The following is a 14,660-nucleotide window of genomic DNA, read 5'->3' as shown; positions in this document are numbered from 1 at the left end:
ATCCGTCTTGCGGGCAGGGGCTGTCACACAGAGTTTTGACAGACTGGTCAAATTCTGGATCACTGGGACGCATCTGAGCGGAGGAATTTCATGACAACCCGAATTTCAAACGCCCCCTTGGCAGGGCTTGCGCTGGTGGCGGGGCTTTTTGCGGCGGATATGGCGCGTGCCGAGTTTACGCTGAATGTGCTGCATACCAATGATTTCCATGCGCGCTTCGAACCGATCAACAAATATGACGCGACCTGCTCTGCGGAGGAGGATGCCGAGGGGCAGTGTTTTGGTGGCTCGGCGCGGCTGGTCACGGCGGTCCGGCAGGCCCGCGCCAAGGCGGCGCATTCGATCCTGCTGGATGCCGGTGACCAGTTTCAGGGCTCGCTGTTTTACACCTATTACAAAGGGCGGGCGGCGGCTGAGTTCATGACCCTGTTGGGGTATCAGGCGATGACGGTGGGCAATCACGAATTCGATGACGGGCCCGAGACATTGCGCGCCTTTATCGACAGGCTCGATTTTCCGGTGCTGATGGCCAATGCCGACCTGTCGCGGTCGCCGGAGCTGTCGGGGGTGGTCAGGCGCTCGACGGTGCTGGAGGTCGGAGGGGAGAAAATCGGCATTATCGGCCTGACGCCGCAAGACAATGCCGAACTGTCGAGCCCCGGTCCGACGATCACCTTCCTTGATCCGGTGCCGGTCGTGAAGGCCGAACTGGCCAAATTGCAGGCCAGCGGCGTCAACAAGATCATCGTGCTGTCGCATTCGGGCTATGAGGTCGACCGGAAGATCGCGCAAGCCGTGCCGGATGTGGATGTGATCGTGGGGGGGCATAGCCATACGCTATTGGGCAATATGGCGGGGGCCAAGGGGCCGTATCCCACGATGATCGGCAAGACCGCGATCGTGCAGGCCTTCGCCTATAGCAAATATCTGGGTGATCTGGAGGTGACCTTTGACGATGCGGGCACTGTGCTGTCCGCCAAGGGGCAGCCGATTTTGCTGGATGCTTCGGTGCCCGAAGACGGGGCGGCCAAAGTCCGTATTGCCGAGCTTGCCAAACCCCTTGACGAGATCCGTAACAAGGTGGTGGCGCAGGCGCACGGAGCGATCGATGGCGCGCGCGAGATCTGTCGTTTCGAGGAGTGTCCGATGGGCGACCTGCTGGCCGATGCCATGCTGGCGCGGGTCAGGGATCAGGGCGTCGATATTGCCCTGACCAACGGGGGCGGGCTGCGGGCCTCGTTGCCTGCAGGGGATGTGACGATGGGCGATGTGCTGACGGTCCTGCCGTTCCAGAATACGCTCTCGACCTTCGAGACACAGGGGGCGGTGATTCTGGCGGCACTGGAAAACGGGGCCAGCCAGATGGAAGAGGGGGCGGGCCGGTTTGCGCAGGTTGCGGGGCTGACCTATCGGGTGACCCCCGGCGCAGCAGTTGGTGCGCGGATTTCCGATGTGATGGTCTCGCAGAACGGGGCATGGGTCCCGCTTGATCCGCAGGCGCGCTATGGCGTGGTGACCAACAACTATCTGCGGGCGGGCGGCGACGGCTATGCCATGTTCCAGACCGGTGCCGAGAATGCCTATGATTACGGGCCCGATCTGGCGGATGTGCTGGCCGAGTATATGACCGCGCGAACACCTGTTACGCCTTACACCGATAGCCGTATAACTGTTGTGAAATAAGTGCTTGCTTGGGGGCTGTCTGCGGCCCCCAGTCCAGACCGGAGGTCCCCCTTGTCCCGAGAGCCTATTCTGCCCGATCCTGCCGCCTTTCTGGTTCGCCTTTTCAAAACGGCGGTGGCGGCTGCCGATCCGATGATCTGTATTCCGCGCGCCTTGGGCCCGAAGCCCGAGGGGCGGGTGGTGGTTGTCGGGGCGGGAAAAGCCTCTGCCCGTATGGCGGAGGCGGTAGAATCGGTCTGGGGGCCATGTGAGGGGCTGGTGATCACCCGCTATGGCTACGGGCGCCCGACCAAAGGGATCGAGATCGTCGAGGCCGCCCATCCCGTACCCGATCAGGCGGGGGTCACGGCCACGCGCCGGATGCTGGAGCTGCTTGCGGGGCTGGGGGCGCAGGACACGGTGATCGCGCTGATCTCCGGTGGTGGCTCGGCGCTTTTGTGTGCGCCTGCAGGAGACATCACCTTGGCCGAGAAACAGGCGGTCAATGCCATGTTGCTGGCATCGGGGGCGAGCATTGACCGGATGAATGTGCTGCGCAAACATCTGAGCGCGGTCAAGGGCGGGCAACTGGCGGCGGCGGCCTATCCGGCGCAGCTTCGGGCTTTGCTGATTTCGGATGTGCCCGGCGATGATCCGGCCTTTATCGCCTCTGGCCCGACCGTGGGCGATGCCACCCGTGCCGAAGAGGCGCTGTCCATTGCGCAGCGGTTCGGGCTGGAGCTTCCGGCCTCGGTGCTTGCGGTCCTGCACGGGACGACGGGGGTTGTGCCGCCGCAAGATCCCCGTCTGTCGCGGGCGCGGACCGAGGTGATTGCCGCCCCTGCACAATCGCTAAAGGCCGCCGCCGATCTGGCACGCCAGCAGGGGATGGAGGTACGCATTCTGGGCGAGGCGCTGGAAGGAGAGGCCCGTGAGCTGGCGGCTGCGCATGCGCGCCTTGCCTTGGAGATCGCGGCCAAAGAGGCGCGCTCGTGCCCTTTGTTGCTGCTATCGGGGGGCGAATGCACCGTGACGCAACGTGGGGCGGCGGCGGAGGCCAAAGGAGGGCCGAATGCGGAATATGTGCTGGCCGCCTGCCAGACCCTCGCGGGGGCACCGCGCATCTGGGCGCTGGCTTGCGATACGGATGGGGTGGATGGCTCGGACGAGGTTGCGGGCGCATGGATCGGGCCGGAAACTGCGGGGCTGGCGCATCGTCTGGGTCTGTCCGCCTCCGAGGCGCTGGAGCAGCATGACAGTCACGGTTTCTTCGCGCGTTTGGGGCAGCAGGTGGTGCCCGGTCCGACATTGACCAATGTCAATGATTTCCGCGCCATCCTGATCCTTTAGTTGGAAAATTTGGAACAGCTTGCGCAGCGCCGCGTTGGTCGGGAAACCGATACCGGATAACGCAAGGAGAAAGCTATGATCGTCAAACGCGGCTCTGCCCATTGGGACGGCAGCATCAAAGAGGGGAAGGGCACCGTCTCGACCCAGTCGAAGGCGCTTGATGGCCAGCCCTATGGCTTCAATACCCGCTTCGAAGACAAGCCCGGCACCAATCCCGAAGAGCTGATCGGCGCGGCCCATGCGGCCTGTTTCTCGATGGCTTTGTCGGGGCAGTTGACGGGGGCCGGTATTACCGATGCGGTCATTGATACGACGGCAAAAATCTCGATGGAGAAAGACGGGGACGGCTTTAGCGTGACCTCTTCCGCGCTCAGTTGCACGGTGACGGCATCCGGCGAGGCCGAGACGATCCGCAAGGCGGCGGAAACGGCAAAGGCGAATTGTCCGATCTCGAAACTTCTGGATTGCGAGATCTCGTTGGATCTGACGGTCAACTAAGCTGCACGTGCTCTTCGCAGGGCAAGAGGCCTTGAGAGAGGCCTTGAGAAAATGAAAACGCCCGCCGGATACTGGCGGGCGTTTCCGATTGGCCTATCAGGCTTTTTTGCGACGGCGCAGGGCTGCGGCACCCGCGAAGGCGCCGGCCAGCAGCAGGCCGGTTGCCGGAAGCGGAACTGCCGGAACATCGAAATCTGCCGGAAGCTGGCTGAACAGGCCGATAGCACCCGCACCGGTCCCGTAGGGCGAGAGCGATGCCAGACCGGTCACCGAATAGCTGCCTGCATTCAGCAGGACGCCCAGCGAGGAGAAGTCTTCCGACAGCCATGCGGTGTCGTAATCGCCTTCCCACGCACCTTCGGTATCGACAGAGCTGGTGATCATGGAGAAGAGATTGTTCAGGGTGACCGTGAACACATCCCCAGGTTGGTAAGCGTCAGTCACCAGCAGCCAGGAAGAGCTGCTCAGGGTGAAGTCGTAGCTATCACTAAAGCTCGAGCCGGTCTCGCCGAATTCGAAGCTCGTCCAGCCCCCGTCCACGGTGAGCGTGGTCGCAGAAGCCGAACCTGCAGCGACGGTGAGCATAACTGCCGCTGCCGCGATTTTGTTTTTGATATTAAACATTTGTGGGTTCCGTCAAAAAGGGGAGTCGAAATGTCAGAAGGGAGTGGCCGCGAGCGGTTACCCTTGGTCAACATGACGTGAAAAGAGTTAACTTTACAAGCCCTAATTGTAAATTTTTTTGATAGCTATGCTTACTTTAAGCAGGGTTGTCTGATGGGGGAAGGGGGCCGCCGGTTGTAATGCCGCGCCGCATGGCCGTTGCGCGTGCCTGCGCGATCCGCTCGTAAACAGGGGTCAATGCGGGGTCGGTGGTCTGGGGGAATTCGATGCCGGTCAGCACGAATCGGAACCGTGCAGAGCTCTCGGCCAAGGCCTCGATCCGGTCGATCATGATCAGACCGGAGCTGTTGACGAGATCTTCCACGGGGCCCGCGGCCAAGAGAACCGCCTCCATCGGGCTGGACAGGCGAGGCAAAGCGCAGGTGATGAATTCCCATGCCCAATCAGGCACTTCGGTGATGACATAGGCGCAGGCCTGCGCCCATGTCACGGGGCCATCCAGCGGCGCGCGCAGCCAGTGCGCCGCCAGATCGTCGAGTGTCACGGGGCCTGCGGGGCAGTCCGGATCGTCCTGAAACCGGCTCAGAAGGTCCGGCGGCAGGACGGTCGGGCCGGTCACTGCATCAGTTCCTTGGTGGCCGAGAGTGTAACCTCGGGATAGTCGCGCACCACGCGGTCGATGTCCCATTGCAAGCGCGTCAGGAAGACGGGATCGCCGTCATTATCTGTCGCCATATGTTGCTTGTTGGCATTGATCAGCTTTTCTTTCGCGTCGCCATTGCCCAGAACCCAGCGGGCCGAAGTGAATTGCGACGGCTCGAATCGCACCGGAATACCGTATTCCAGTTCGATTCGGCTGGCCAGAACCTCGAATTGCAGCGCGCCCACAACGCCCACGATAAAGCCCGAGCCGATCATCGGTTTGAAGACTTTCGCAGCCCCTTCCTCGGCGAATTGCATCAGCGCCTTTTCAAGGTGCTTGCCCTTCATCGGGTCGGTCGCGCGGACCGCCTGCAGCAGTTCCGGCGCGAAGGACGGGATGCCGGTGATATGCAGCATCTCGCCTTCGGTCAGCGCATCCCCAATGCGCAACTGGCCGTGGTTCGGGATACCGATGATATCGCCGCCCCATGCCTCGTCCGCCAGTTCCCGGTCGGCGGCAAGGAACAGCACGGGGCTGGAGATCGCCATCGGCTTTTTCGAGCGCACATGCATCAGCTTCATACCGCGTTCGAAATGGCCCGAAATCAGGCGCACGAAGGCCACGCGGTCGCGGTGCTTGGGGTCCATATTGGCCTGCACCTTGAAAACAAAGCCCTGCACTTTCTTTTCGTCGGGCGCGATCTGGCGTTCGGCGGCATTGGCGGGCTGCGGCTCGGGGCCGTAATTGCCGATCCCGTCCATCAGCTCCTTCACCCCAAAGCTATTGATCGCCGAGCCGAACCAGATGGGGGTCATATGGCCCTCAAGGAAGGACTGACGGTCGAAGGCGGGCAGAAGCTCGCGGGCCATCTCGACCTCTTCGCGCAGCTTGGCCAGCAGGTCTTCGGGAATATGCTCTTCAAGTTTGGGGTCATCAAGCCCCTCCAGCTTGATCGATTCCGCCACCTTGTTGCGGTCGGCACGGTCCATCAGTTCCAGCCGGTCGTTGAGCATGTCATAGGCGCCAAGGAAATCGCGCCCGATGCCAATGGGCCACGAAGCCGGTGAGACGTCGATGGCAAGGTTTTCCTGAATCTCGTCGATGATCTCGAAGACATCGCGGGATTCGCGGTCCATCTTGTTACAGAAGGTCAGAATGGGCAGGTCGCGCAACCGGCAGACCTCGAAGAGCTTCTGGGTCTGGCTTTCCACCCCCTTCGCCCCGTCGATCACCATGATCGCCGCATCCACCGCTGTCAGCGTCCGGTAGGTGTCTTCCGAGAAATCCGAGTGGCCGGGCGTATCGACCAGATTATAGCGGAAGGTCTTGTAATCGAAGGACATTGCCGATGCCGAGACCGAGATCCCGCGGTCTTTTTCCATCTGCATGAAGTCCGAGCGCGTCCGGCGTGCCTCGCCCTTGGCGCGGACCTGTCCGGCCATCTGGATGGCGCCGCCGAAAAGCAGGAACTTTTCGGTGAGTGTGGTCTTGCCAGCGTCGGGGTGCGAAATGATCGCGAAGGTCCGGCGGCGGGCGATTTCAGGCGGGAGTTCGGGACGGTTGCTCATGGATCGCCTCATACAATGGCCCGTGCGACATGGCAATTATGAAGCGTGTCCCTTCCTGCCGGAACGCCTCGCAGCGCAGAGTTCGAAAGGTCTTTGACCTCTTGCATATTTTCGGTAACGTGCCCGTGATCGTTATTGGAGATTCTGCTGTGAAGAGTGGTTTTGCATTGATTTGTGTGATTGTCCTTGTGGCCGGCTGCGGTGGCGGCAGCGGTGGCGGATCCGGCGCGTCGGGCACTCAGGCAATGGCGCTGAATGCAGCGGCGGCCGCTGAGCGCCTTGATACGCTCGAGCAGACCGAAGGTCTGACCGATTACGACAATCTGCCGAGCTCGGGCCGCGCGACCTATAACGGCTATGGTGTTCTGGTGAATGACGCGGAAGAAAACGGGTTCATCGGCAAAGCGACGCTGACGGCGGATTTCGGTGATGACAGTCTGAGCGGACATGTGGAGCAGTTCGGATATGCCGAGGCAGCGGATGGTGCCACCAAGCTGTCTTCTGCCAGCGGTCGTCTGGATATCACCAACGGCACCATCACGGATCTGGCCGGAACGGCGCAGATTGACGCGGATGTCTCGGGCAATGTGACGGGAGGTGGCAAGACCGTGGTGGTGGACGGTCAGGCGACGGGGACCTTTGTCGGGGATGATTACGATGGCATCGGTCTGGCGGCCTCGCCCGACACGATGACCGCAACCGAAAACGGGGTTCAGAGCGATTACTATCTGGCGGTGATCGGCGAACGCTAAGACGGAACCGGAGGGCGGGTCATGATGTTTTGCCGCAAACGGAGGACATCATCATGGCCCAGTCCGGTCACCGGACCCCGCATCGGCAGACCCCCGGGAAAACCGCCAGCCAGAACAATCCCGCTTTGAAAGACGCGGACCTTTACGACACCCTGCGTAGCAAGGGGATGTCGAAGGAGAAGGCGGCGCGCATTTCCAATGCCCATGCCAATCCCCATCTGCATCCCTCCGAAAAGGGCGGCAAGGCCCCCCGTTACGAGGAATGGACCAAGCACGCGCTCTATCGTCATGCGCAGGAGATTGGGATCGACGGGCGGTCCGGCATGACAAAGCCACAGCTGATCAAGGCGCTCCGGCGCCATTGATCCCGTCTCTCAGCGGCGCTTGCTGAACAGCGTGTCGCGCCCGATACGCTCCAGCATCTCGCGGCCTGCCTCGGTGCCGAAATGCGGCTTATGTGCCAGATCCGGCATGCGGGCACGGATTTCGGCGGTCAGCTGTTCGGGCATTTGCGACAGGCTTGCCTCCGTCACCATCAGGCTTTCGATGGGGATGCCCTCGGCATAGATGATTTCGTGACGGTCGAAAATCAGCGCGTAATAATCGACATATCCGCCCTCGCGGCGCCAGACATGTTCGTCATCAACCAGATGCTTGGCCTGCACCAGCAACTCTGCCGTATGGCCGATGCGGGCGGGGCCGCGCCGATACAGGAACAGCCGGTGATGCGGGCTGACCACAAGGTCGCCCTCATTGCCCAATGTGCCACTGGAAATCACCACCGGCGCGAAGCTGCCGAAGGCGCGCATGGTGGATTTCGTGATCAGGCGCAACGGCTGCGGGCCGTTATCGCGGGTCAGGATACGGTCGCCCGGTTGCAGGGTTTCGATAGGACGCTGCGCACCGCCTGCAATGGTGATCATGGTGCCGGTGGTAAAGGCCACGCAGATCAGGTCGGTCAGTCGTGCCGATCCGGGGTCTTCATGCGCTTCGAGTAAGGTATAATCGACCCGCGCGGCGATCGGGGACATCGGCAGCACAAACAGCGTGTCATCCGCACTATTGCGCAGCAACAGCATATCCACGCTATCGCCTTCGGGGGCCATCAGCACATGGCGCGAGACCACCTCGATCGGTTGGCCGCTCTGCCCGATATCCGACCCTTCCGCGATGCGCTGACTGTCCCCGTCGACCTCGAACAACAGCCGCAGCGGGCGGGCGTCGCGATCAAGTTGATAGACATCGCCGGGCACGCAGAAGGCGGCCAGATCCAACCCGTCGCCCTGATTGGCACCGGCGGTGACCCAGAACAGGTTGGCATCGAAAACATGGACAGTCTGCGTGGTTTGCAAGGTTGCTAGGCTCATGAGGACAGGACTATCGTGGCGTGAATATCTGGTATTAACCTATATTTCCTGACGATGGCTTAAGAAAGGCATGACTGTGTCAATCTTAGGCTTGCGACCCAAGAGCAGAGTGATAGCTGTTGGGATGATTGAAATTTAGGAGGGTCGCATGGATTTGGGTATTCGCGGAAAACGGGCCATTGTTTGTGCCGGATCTAAAGGTCTGGGGCGTGGCTGCGCCGAGGCACTGGCCGAGGCAGGGGTCGATCTGATCCTCAATGCGCGCTCGGCGGATGTTCTGGACGCGGCCGCACAGGAGATCGCCAAGACCTACGGTGTCAGCGTCACGCCGGTGGCCGCAGATATCACCACCGAGGAGGGCCGCGCCAAGGTGATGGCGGCGGCAGGCGAGGGGATCGACATTCTTGTCAATAATGCGGGCGGGCCACCTCCGGGGCTGTGGTCTGACTGGAATCGCGATGATTTCATCAAGGCGCTTGATGCCAATATGCTGGCGCCGATTGCGATGATGCAGGCGGTGCTGCCCGCGATGATGGAACGCGGCTGGGGGCGTGTCGTCAATATCACCTCGCAATCCGTCCGTGCGCCGATTGCCCAGCTTGGCCTGTCGAACGCGGCCCGTTCGGGGCTGACGGGCTTTGTGGCGGGCACGTCGCGGCAGGTTGCAGGCAGCGGTGTGACCATCAACAACATGCTGCCCGGCATCCATGCGACAGATCGCGCCGTGTCTTTGGACAGCAATGTGGTCAAGGCGGAAGGCATCAGCATGGAGGAAGCCAAAGCCCGCCGTGCCAAGACCATTCCTGCGGGCCGCTATGGCACAACGACCGAATTCGGGGCCATGTGCGCCTTCCTGTGTTCGCAGCATGCGGGGTTCATCGTCGGGCAGAATATCATGCTGGATGGCGGGGCCGCGAATATCTCGGTGTAATCCCCAAGACGGAAGGGGCGCGTATTGCGCCCTTTTCGCCGCAGGTGATGATTGGCAAAACGCCTGTTTTTCTCTAAGGACGGCGCAGTCGTTTTCCATCCGCCCCGCCGAGAACAGGACCGCCATGAGCCCCACCGCCCAGATCCCGCCGCGCCTAGAAGTTCAGGGGCTGTTTCGCAGCTTCGAGGGGCGTATGGCGGTGGAGGATGTGTCCTTCAGTATCCGCGCGGGGCAGGTGACCTGTCTGCTTGGCCCGTCTGGCTGCGGGAAGTCCACGACATTGCGGATGATCGCGGGCGTCGAGATGCAGGATCGTGGCCGGATTCTGGTGGATGGCACCCTGATCTGCGACACCGTGTTCCGCGTGCCGCCAGAGCGCCGCGCGATTGGCCTCATGTTTCAGGATTTCGCGCTTTTCCCGCATCTTTCTGTGGCAGAGAATGTCGCCTTCGGTCTTTCGGGGCCGTCACGGGTCAAGCGCCAGCGGGTCGAGGAATTGCTGGACCGTGTGCATCTGGCCCATCATATCGACGATTTTCCCCACCAGTTGTCGGGCGGCGAACAGCAGCGCGTGGCTCTGGCCCGCGCATTGGCGCCGCGCCCGCGTATCCTGTTGATGGACGAGCCTTTTTCGGGGCTGGATGAGCGTCTGCGCGACGATATCCGCGACGAGACGCTGGCGCTTCTGAAAGAGGAAGGTACCGCCGTTCTGCTGGTGACACACGAACCCCAAGAGGCCATGCGGATGGCCGACGAGATCCTGCTGATGCGCGGTGGGCGTATTGTTCAGGGGGGCGCGCCCTATAATCTGTATAACGCGCCTGTGGATCGCGCGGCAGCCAGTTTCTTCTCGGATATCAATGTGATCCGTGCACGTGTCGAAGGCGCGCTGACCCGCACGCCCTTCGGGGAATTTCTGGCGCCGGGACGCGCGGATGGCTCCGAGGTGGATATCGTGATCCGCCCGCAGCATCTGAAAATCGATTTCGACCGTGCAGGGCAGGGGCCTTTGCCAACGCCGCAAGATGGCACCGCCGCACGCGCCCTTGTCGAACGCGCCCGCTTCATGGGACGCGAGAGCCTTGTGGAATTCCGGATGGAATATGACGGTTCGGTATTGAAGGCGACGGTGCCCAATGTGTTCCTGCCGAAAGCGGGCACGCCGATGTGGCTGATGATCCGGCGCGACCGTTGCTTTGTGTTTCCGGTCACCTGAGGTCCGGTTGTCCGCAGGCGTCTATGCCTCGGCGGCGTCGGGGGTGGGGGGCGCGGCCTTGCGCCGCCGTGGCAGGTCCTTGAGGATCTTCTGCCGTTCCATATGCGACATCGTTCCCCAGCGCGCGATCTCGTCGAGTGAGCGCAGACAGTCGAGGCAGGTCTGGCTGGCCGGATCGAAGGTGCAGATATTGCGGCAGGGGCTTTTGATGCGGGCCATCAGGTGCTGCGGGTCAGATTGGCCAGACGGTCCAGCGCCCCCTGCAGAATGAAGCTCGCGGCCACATTGTCGATCCGCTCGGCGCGTTTTGCGCGCGACAGGTCGGCCTCCAGCATGGCGCGTTCTGCAGCGACGGTGGACAGGCGTTCGTCCCAGAAGCCGATGGGGAGGTCCTGCATCCGCGCGATATTGCGGGCAAAAGCGCGGGTCGATTGGGCGCGCGGCCCCTCCGAACCATCCATGTTCATCGGCAGGCCGAGGATGATCGCGCAGGTTTCGCGTTCGGCCACAATCCGGAAAAGAGCCTCGGCATCGGCGGTGAATTTGGTGCGCTTGATGGTCAGGATCGGGCTGGCCACCGAGCGCAGCATATCCGACCCCGCCACCCCGATGGTTTTGGTGCCCAGATCCAGCCCGAGGATCGAGCCCATACGAGGCAGGGCGGCGGCAAATTCGGTGATGTCTTCAAAAATCATTGCGCAAGCCCGATCTGTTTTGCGGTGGCGGTGATATGGGCAAGTGCGGCGGGATCATCGGCCAGCGCGGTCTGCGCCTTGGCGTAAAGATCTGCCGCGCGGTCGGTCTGGTTCAGGGTCATCAGGGCCCGCAGGCCACGGTCCCATTCGGACGCGTCTCCGCCTTCGGTCTCAAGCCGTTCCACCAGCCCGTCGACCATGCCCTGAATCATCTTCTGCCGGTCTTCCGGCGTCATATCCTGTGCATTCCTGACGTCTTCCGCGCTGGGGCCCGTCTGGCCCGCAGCCGCCACATCAAAGGGCCATTTGCCCTCGGCAGCCTGATCCAGCAGGGTCAGGGCCTCGGGGGCCTTGGCAAAGACGCCGCGCGCCTCCGAGAGGATGGCCGTCACCTGTTCGGACTGGTCCAGAAGCCGCAGGCCTGCCAGAAGCGTGGCCCAGTCTTCCGCGCTGCCGCCGCGATTGGCCAGTTGGGTCTGCAGGGCGTTCACCTTGTCGGACAGGGCGGTGGCGCGCTGGTCCTGTGGCAGCTTCTCGGCTGCGATCAGGTCCGCAAGGCTCGGACCGAGCGTGCCCAGTTCCGGAGGTTGGTAATCGGGCTGGCCTGCAAGCCATGCAACGGTCGGCATATTGTCCAGCACCGGCTGCACCCAGTCATCCTGCCGTGTGCTGTCGCGCAAAAGGGCATCCCAGATGCGGAAGGTCCGGTCGGGACGGCCATTCTGGGCCATCATCAGGCCGATGTAATAGCGTGCGCGCCCGTTGGATTTGTCAAGCGTTACGGCCTTGCTAAAGGCGGCTTCGGCTTCGGGCGTGACCAGACCGCCAGCCGCGATCACCCGGTATTCGCCCAGACTGGCCGCATCCTCTGCGGTCGCCTTGTCCCCCAGAACGGCAATCAGTTTTTCCTGTGCCGCCACTCCGGCATGCAGATTGCCGACATTGATTTCGTTGCGCGCCAGAAGCCGCAGCCCTGCCGGATCATTGGGACGGGCTGCCACGGCATCGCGGAGCCTGTCCATCAATGCGGAAAATTGCGCATCGACCTGAGGCTTGCGGTATTTTTTGGCGAAATCGGCCTCTGCCTGATCCTGATGCGGGCGGCCCAGATAGCTTTGATCCGCCAAGGCCAGCCGCGCATTGATCGGCTGGTCCGCATAGCCATCCGCGCCCAGATCCAGATACAGCCCCGCTGCGCCGCCAAGGCAGGCCAGAATCACCACGCTGATCGCCAGTCGCGCCGCTTTGGGCGCGCGGGGCGGGGCTGATGCGGCCCGTGCGGCACGGTCGGCCTCTAGCAGCTTGCGCGAGATTTCGATCCGTGCCCGTTCGGCCTCGTCAGGAGAAAGGATGCCGCGGGCCAGATCGCGGTCGACCTCGGCCAACTGGTCCCGATAGACCTGCATATCATGGCGCTCGGTGGTGTCGCTTTCATCCGCTTCGTCGCGCTGACGCCACAGCGGGAGCAGAAAGATCAGCGCGACAAGCACCAAAATGACGGCGATTAGAATCCAGAACAGCATCTATACTTCCCCTTGCCCGTCTTCCCTTAGGCAAAACCGGTGCTCTACGGAAGCTTTATCCTGAATTTGGCACGAAAGTGACCCCCAATAACGTCCTAGTCGCGCGGCGAATGGCACAGATGCCCCCTGAAAACGCGTCATTTTAAACGCGTGTCGCATTTAGACGAAAAATGCCGCGACTGGGAGGCTTTCCTCGGGCCTGCGGGTCCATCAAAAAGGGGAAGGCGGGCGGTGACCCGTGTTGAACGATTTCAGGACAGGAGAGCCGGGGCATGCGGAAATATTCCATCTTTGCCGTTGCGCGCGAGGCGATGCGTTATCACGCCGGATGGGAAAAAGCCTGGCGCAGCCCAGAGCCCAAGCGCAAATACAAGGTCATCGTGATCGGCGCGGGCGGGCATGGTCTGGCAACCGCCTATTACTTGGGCAAGGTTCATGGCATCAAGGATGTCGCGATCATCGAGAAAGGCTGGCTCGGCGGCGGCAATACGGGCCGGAACACCACGATCATCCGCTCGAACTACTTACAGGACCCTTCGGCGGGTATTTTCGACAAGGCGCTCCAGCTTTACGAAGGCCTGAGCCAGGACCTGAACTACAACATCATGTTCTCTCCCCGCGGCCTTCTGATGCTGGCGCAATCCGAGCATGAGATGCGCGGCTATAAGCGCACCGTCTATGCCAACCAGCTGCAAGGCATCGAGACCAAATGGATCGGCCGCGAAGAGGTCAAGAGCCTCGTGCCGATTCTCAATATCGACGGGCCGCGCTATCCGGTTCTGGGCGCGCTGTACCAAGAACGCGGTGGCACCGCGCGTCACGATGCGGTGGCATGGGGTCTGGCCCGCGCATGTTCCAATATGGGCATGGACATCATCCAGAAATGCGAAGTCACCGGCATCCGCACCGAGAACGGTGAGGTGCGTGGCATCGACACCACCAAGGGCGCGATTGATTGCGAGAAGCTGTCCATCGTCACCGCAGGGCATGCGGGCACCGTTGCCAATATGGCGGGCTTCCGTCTGCCGCTGGAATCGGTGGCGCTTCAGGCTTGGGTGTCCGAACCCGTCAAACCCTGTATCGATGTTGTCGTGATGGCGAACCTCGTGCACTGCTATATCAGCCAGTCCGATAAGGGCGAGCTGGTGCTGGGCGGCGGTATCGACCACCCCAACAACTATTCCCAGCGCGGGTCGTGGTACACGATCGAGGAAACCGTGCGTTCGCTCGTCGAGACCTATCCGATCATCTCGCGCCTGAAGATGCTGCGCCAGTGGGGCGGGATCGTGGATATCACGGGCGACCACTCGCCGATCCTGTCGAAAACGCCGGTCAAGAATATCTTCGTCAACTGCGGCTGGGGCACCGGTGGCTTCAAGGCCATTCCGGGGTCGGGCTGGGCGATGGCCGAGCTGATCGCCAAGGGCGAGCCGGGGCCGTTGGCCAAGGGCTTCGGCCTTGACCGTTTCACCGAAGGCCGGTTCGTCGATGAATCCGTGGCCGCAGGGGTGGCACACTGATGGGCGCGGTTTCGGTCAGGGCGGGGCATCTGCCCGCCACGGCAGAAAAACACATATTCGGGCGGAACCTTTCCGCTCACGGCTCTGTTACGCCTCTGAACATGCTTCAGAAGGAATACGACACATGTCCGAAGGTAACGGTAGCGGCAACACCAAGAGCTTCCTCATCGGGGCGCTCATCGTCATCGTCGCGGGTCTTGGCTGGTATATCTGGTCGGGCGGCGATGTCCCGCAAAAGGATGAGCCCGAGATCCAGATCGATCTGCCGGGTGACAATAACAACTAACGGGCGCAGCCCCCAAGCGCGCCCC

The 14,660-nt window shown here is 61.9% G+C and carries 16 protein-coding genes; 9 read left to right on the top strand and 7 right to left on the bottom strand.

The features are described 5' to 3' along the window. The first annotated feature begins 90 nt into the window (after positions 1-90). The 3 genes from WDB86_RS05570 to WDB86_RS05560 all read left to right on the top strand — a co-directional run bounded on the left by WDB86_RS05570 (position 91) and on the right by WDB86_RS05560 (position 3,510). On the top strand, positions 91-1,683 hold the full coding sequence (locus WDB86_RS05570) for a bifunctional metallophosphatase/5'-nucleotidase (RefSeq protein ID WP_406736844.1): 1,593 nt from the start codon (positions 91-93) through the stop codon (positions 1,681-1,683). Between the two features lie 51 nt (positions 1,684-1,734). After that, a complete protein-coding gene (locus WDB86_RS05565) occupies positions 1,735-3,012 on the top strand; it encodes a glycerate kinase (protein ID WP_406736843.1) in 1,278 nt (425 codons plus the stop codon). Positions 3,013-3,087: 75 nt separating this feature from the next. Continuing rightward, the gene (locus WDB86_RS05560) at positions 3,088-3,510 is read left to right on the top strand and encodes an OsmC family protein (RefSeq protein WP_406720518.1); all 423 of its coding nucleotides are present in this window, start codon (positions 3,088-3,090) and stop codon (positions 3,508-3,510) included. A gap of 96 nt (positions 3,511-3,606) precedes the next feature. On the opposite strand, the gene WDB86_RS05555 is transcribed toward WDB86_RS05560, so the two are convergent. The 3 genes from WDB86_RS05555 to WDB86_RS05545 form a co-directional block, all read right to left on the bottom strand. Then, positions 3,607-4,134 (bottom strand): VPLPA-CTERM sorting domain-containing protein, encoded by a 528-nt coding sequence (locus WDB86_RS05555; RefSeq protein WP_339109430.1) that lies wholly within the window; start codon positions 4,132-4,134, stop codon positions 3,607-3,609. 136 nt (positions 4,135-4,270) lie between these two features. Further along, positions 4,271-4,753: a DUF6869 domain-containing protein gene (locus WDB86_RS05550; RefSeq protein ID WP_406736842.1), complete on the bottom strand. Its 483-nt coding sequence runs from the start codon at positions 4,751-4,753 to the stop codon at positions 4,271-4,273. Further along, the gene (locus WDB86_RS05545; RefSeq protein WP_339109432.1) at positions 4,750-6,345 is read right to left on the bottom strand and encodes a peptide chain release factor 3; all 1,596 of its coding nucleotides are present in this window, start codon (positions 6,343-6,345) and stop codon (positions 4,750-4,752) included. The genes WDB86_RS05550 and WDB86_RS05545 overlap by 4 nt, the downstream gene beginning before the upstream one ends. 149 nt (positions 6,346-6,494) lie before the next feature. Here WDB86_RS05545 and WDB86_RS05540 point away from each other — a divergent pair, with 149 nt between their 5' ends. Both WDB86_RS05540 and WDB86_RS05535 read left to right on the top strand, forming a co-directional pair. Then, entirely contained in the window at positions 6,495-7,097 is a 603-nt protein-coding gene (locus WDB86_RS05540) for a hypothetical protein (protein ID WP_406736841.1), read from the top strand. 53 nt (positions 7,098-7,150) lie between these two features. Further along, entirely contained in the window at positions 7,151-7,462 is a 312-nt protein-coding gene (locus WDB86_RS05535) for a Rho termination factor (RefSeq protein ID WP_406736840.1), read from the top strand. 9 nt (positions 7,463-7,471) lie between these two features. Here the strand turns inward: WDB86_RS05535 and WDB86_RS05530 are convergent, their stop codons facing one another. Continuing rightward, the gene (locus WDB86_RS05530) at positions 7,472-8,464 is read right to left on the bottom strand and encodes a Hint domain-containing protein (protein ID WP_406736839.1); all 993 of its coding nucleotides are present in this window, start codon (positions 8,462-8,464) and stop codon (positions 7,472-7,474) included. A gap of 148 nt (positions 8,465-8,612) precedes the next feature. Between WDB86_RS05530 and WDB86_RS05525 the strand changes: the two genes are divergently transcribed. Together WDB86_RS05525 and WDB86_RS05520 are read left to right on the top strand one after the other, a co-directional pair. After that, complete coding sequence (locus tag WDB86_RS05525) at positions 8,613-9,395, top strand: SDR family oxidoreductase (RefSeq protein ID WP_406736838.1); 783 nt, start codon at positions 8,613-8,615, stop codon at positions 9,393-9,395. Between the two features lie 124 nt (positions 9,396-9,519). Then, positions 9,520-10,611 (top strand): ABC transporter ATP-binding protein, encoded by a 1,092-nt coding sequence (locus WDB86_RS05520; protein ID WP_406720521.1) that lies wholly within the window; start codon positions 9,520-9,522, stop codon positions 10,609-10,611. Between the two features lie 21 nt (positions 10,612-10,632). Here the strand turns inward: WDB86_RS05520 and WDB86_RS05515 are convergent, their stop codons facing one another. The 3 genes from WDB86_RS05515 to ccmI are packed head-to-tail and all read right to left on the bottom strand — an operon-like array spanning position 10,633 to position 12,829. Beyond that, positions 10,633-10,830: a DUF1289 domain-containing protein gene (locus tag WDB86_RS05515; RefSeq protein ID WP_406736837.1), complete on the bottom strand. Its 198-nt coding sequence runs from the start codon at positions 10,828-10,830 to the stop codon at positions 10,633-10,635. Continuing rightward, complete coding sequence (ruvX, locus tag WDB86_RS05510) at positions 10,830-11,306, bottom strand: Holliday junction resolvase RuvX (protein ID WP_339109439.1); 477 nt, start codon at positions 11,304-11,306, stop codon at positions 10,830-10,832. Before ruvX ends, WDB86_RS05515 begins: the two co-directional genes overlap by 1 nt. After that, positions 11,303-12,829 (bottom strand): c-type cytochrome biogenesis protein CcmI, encoded by a 1,527-nt coding sequence (gene ccmI / locus WDB86_RS05505; RefSeq protein ID WP_406736836.1) that lies wholly within the window; start codon positions 12,827-12,829, stop codon positions 11,303-11,305. Before ccmI ends, ruvX begins: the two co-directional genes overlap by 4 nt. Positions 12,830-13,101: 272 nt before the next feature. Here ccmI and WDB86_RS05500 point away from each other — a divergent pair, with 272 nt between their 5' ends. After that, the gene (locus WDB86_RS05500) at positions 13,102-14,349 is read left to right on the top strand and encodes a sarcosine oxidase subunit beta family protein (protein ID WP_339109441.1); all 1,248 of its coding nucleotides are present in this window, start codon (positions 13,102-13,104) and stop codon (positions 14,347-14,349) included. A gap of 124 nt (positions 14,350-14,473) precedes the next feature. Continuing rightward, the gene (locus tag WDB86_RS05495) at positions 14,474-14,635 is read left to right on the top strand and encodes a DUF1071 domain-containing protein (protein ID WP_339106941.1); all 162 of its coding nucleotides are present in this window, start codon (positions 14,474-14,476) and stop codon (positions 14,633-14,635) included. Positions 14,636-14,660: the final 25 nt, after the last annotated feature.

The organism is Thioclava sp. GXIMD4215, assembly GCF_045291555.1.
In the GTDB taxonomy this organism is placed as follows: domain Bacteria; phylum Pseudomonadota; class Alphaproteobacteria; order Rhodobacterales; family Rhodobacteraceae; genus Thioclava; species Thioclava litoralis.
The sequence above is the reverse complement of the archived record's forward strand: the minus strand, read 5'-3'. Positions and strand labels throughout refer to the sequence as shown.

What these genes read in the sequence shown, in the direction of transcription:
- WDB86_RS05570 (WP_406736844.1), top strand. Translation starts at nt 91, where the DNA reads ATGACAACCCGAATTTCAAACGCCCCCTTGGCAGGGCTTGCGCTGGTG.
- WDB86_RS05560 (WP_406720518.1), top strand. Translation starts at nt 3,088, where the DNA reads ATGATCGTCAAACGCGGCTCTGCCCATTGGGACGGCAGCATCAAAGAG.
- WDB86_RS05555 (WP_339109430.1), bottom strand. Translation starts at nt 4,134, where the DNA reads ATGTTTAATATCAAAAACAAAATCGCGGCAGCGGCAGTTATGCTCACC.
- WDB86_RS05545 (WP_339109432.1), bottom strand. Translation starts at nt 6,345, where the DNA reads ATGAGCAACCGTCCCGAACTCCCGCCTGAAATCGCCCGCCGCCGGACC.
- WDB86_RS05535 (WP_406736840.1), top strand. Translation starts at nt 7,151, where the DNA reads ATGGCCCAGTCCGGTCACCGGACCCCGCATCGGCAGACCCCCGGGAAA.
- WDB86_RS05530 (WP_406736839.1), bottom strand. Translation starts at nt 8,464, where the DNA reads ATGAGCCTAGCAACCTTGCAAACCACGCAGACTGTCCATGTTTTCGAT.
- WDB86_RS05525 (WP_406736838.1), top strand. Translation starts at nt 8,613, where the DNA reads ATGGATTTGGGTATTCGCGGAAAACGGGCCATTGTTTGTGCCGGATCT.
- WDB86_RS05520 (WP_406720521.1), top strand. Translation starts at nt 9,520, where the DNA reads ATGAGCCCCACCGCCCAGATCCCGCCGCGCCTAGAAGTTCAGGGGCTG.
- WDB86_RS05515 (WP_406736837.1), bottom strand. Translation starts at nt 10,830, where the DNA reads ATGGCCCGCATCAAAAGCCCCTGCCGCAATATCTGCACCTTCGATCCG.
- ruvX (WP_339109439.1), bottom strand. Translation starts at nt 11,306, where the DNA reads ATGATTTTTGAAGACATCACCGAATTTGCCGCCGCCCTGCCTCGTATG.
- ccmI (WP_406736836.1), bottom strand. Translation starts at nt 12,829, where the DNA reads ATGCTGTTCTGGATTCTAATCGCCGTCATTTTGGTGCTTGTCGCGCTG.
- WDB86_RS05500 (WP_339109441.1), top strand. Translation starts at nt 13,102, where the DNA reads ATGCGGAAATATTCCATCTTTGCCGTTGCGCGCGAGGCGATGCGTTAT.
- WDB86_RS05495 (WP_339106941.1), top strand. Translation starts at nt 14,474, where the DNA reads ATGTCCGAAGGTAACGGTAGCGGCAACACCAAGAGCTTCCTCATCGGG.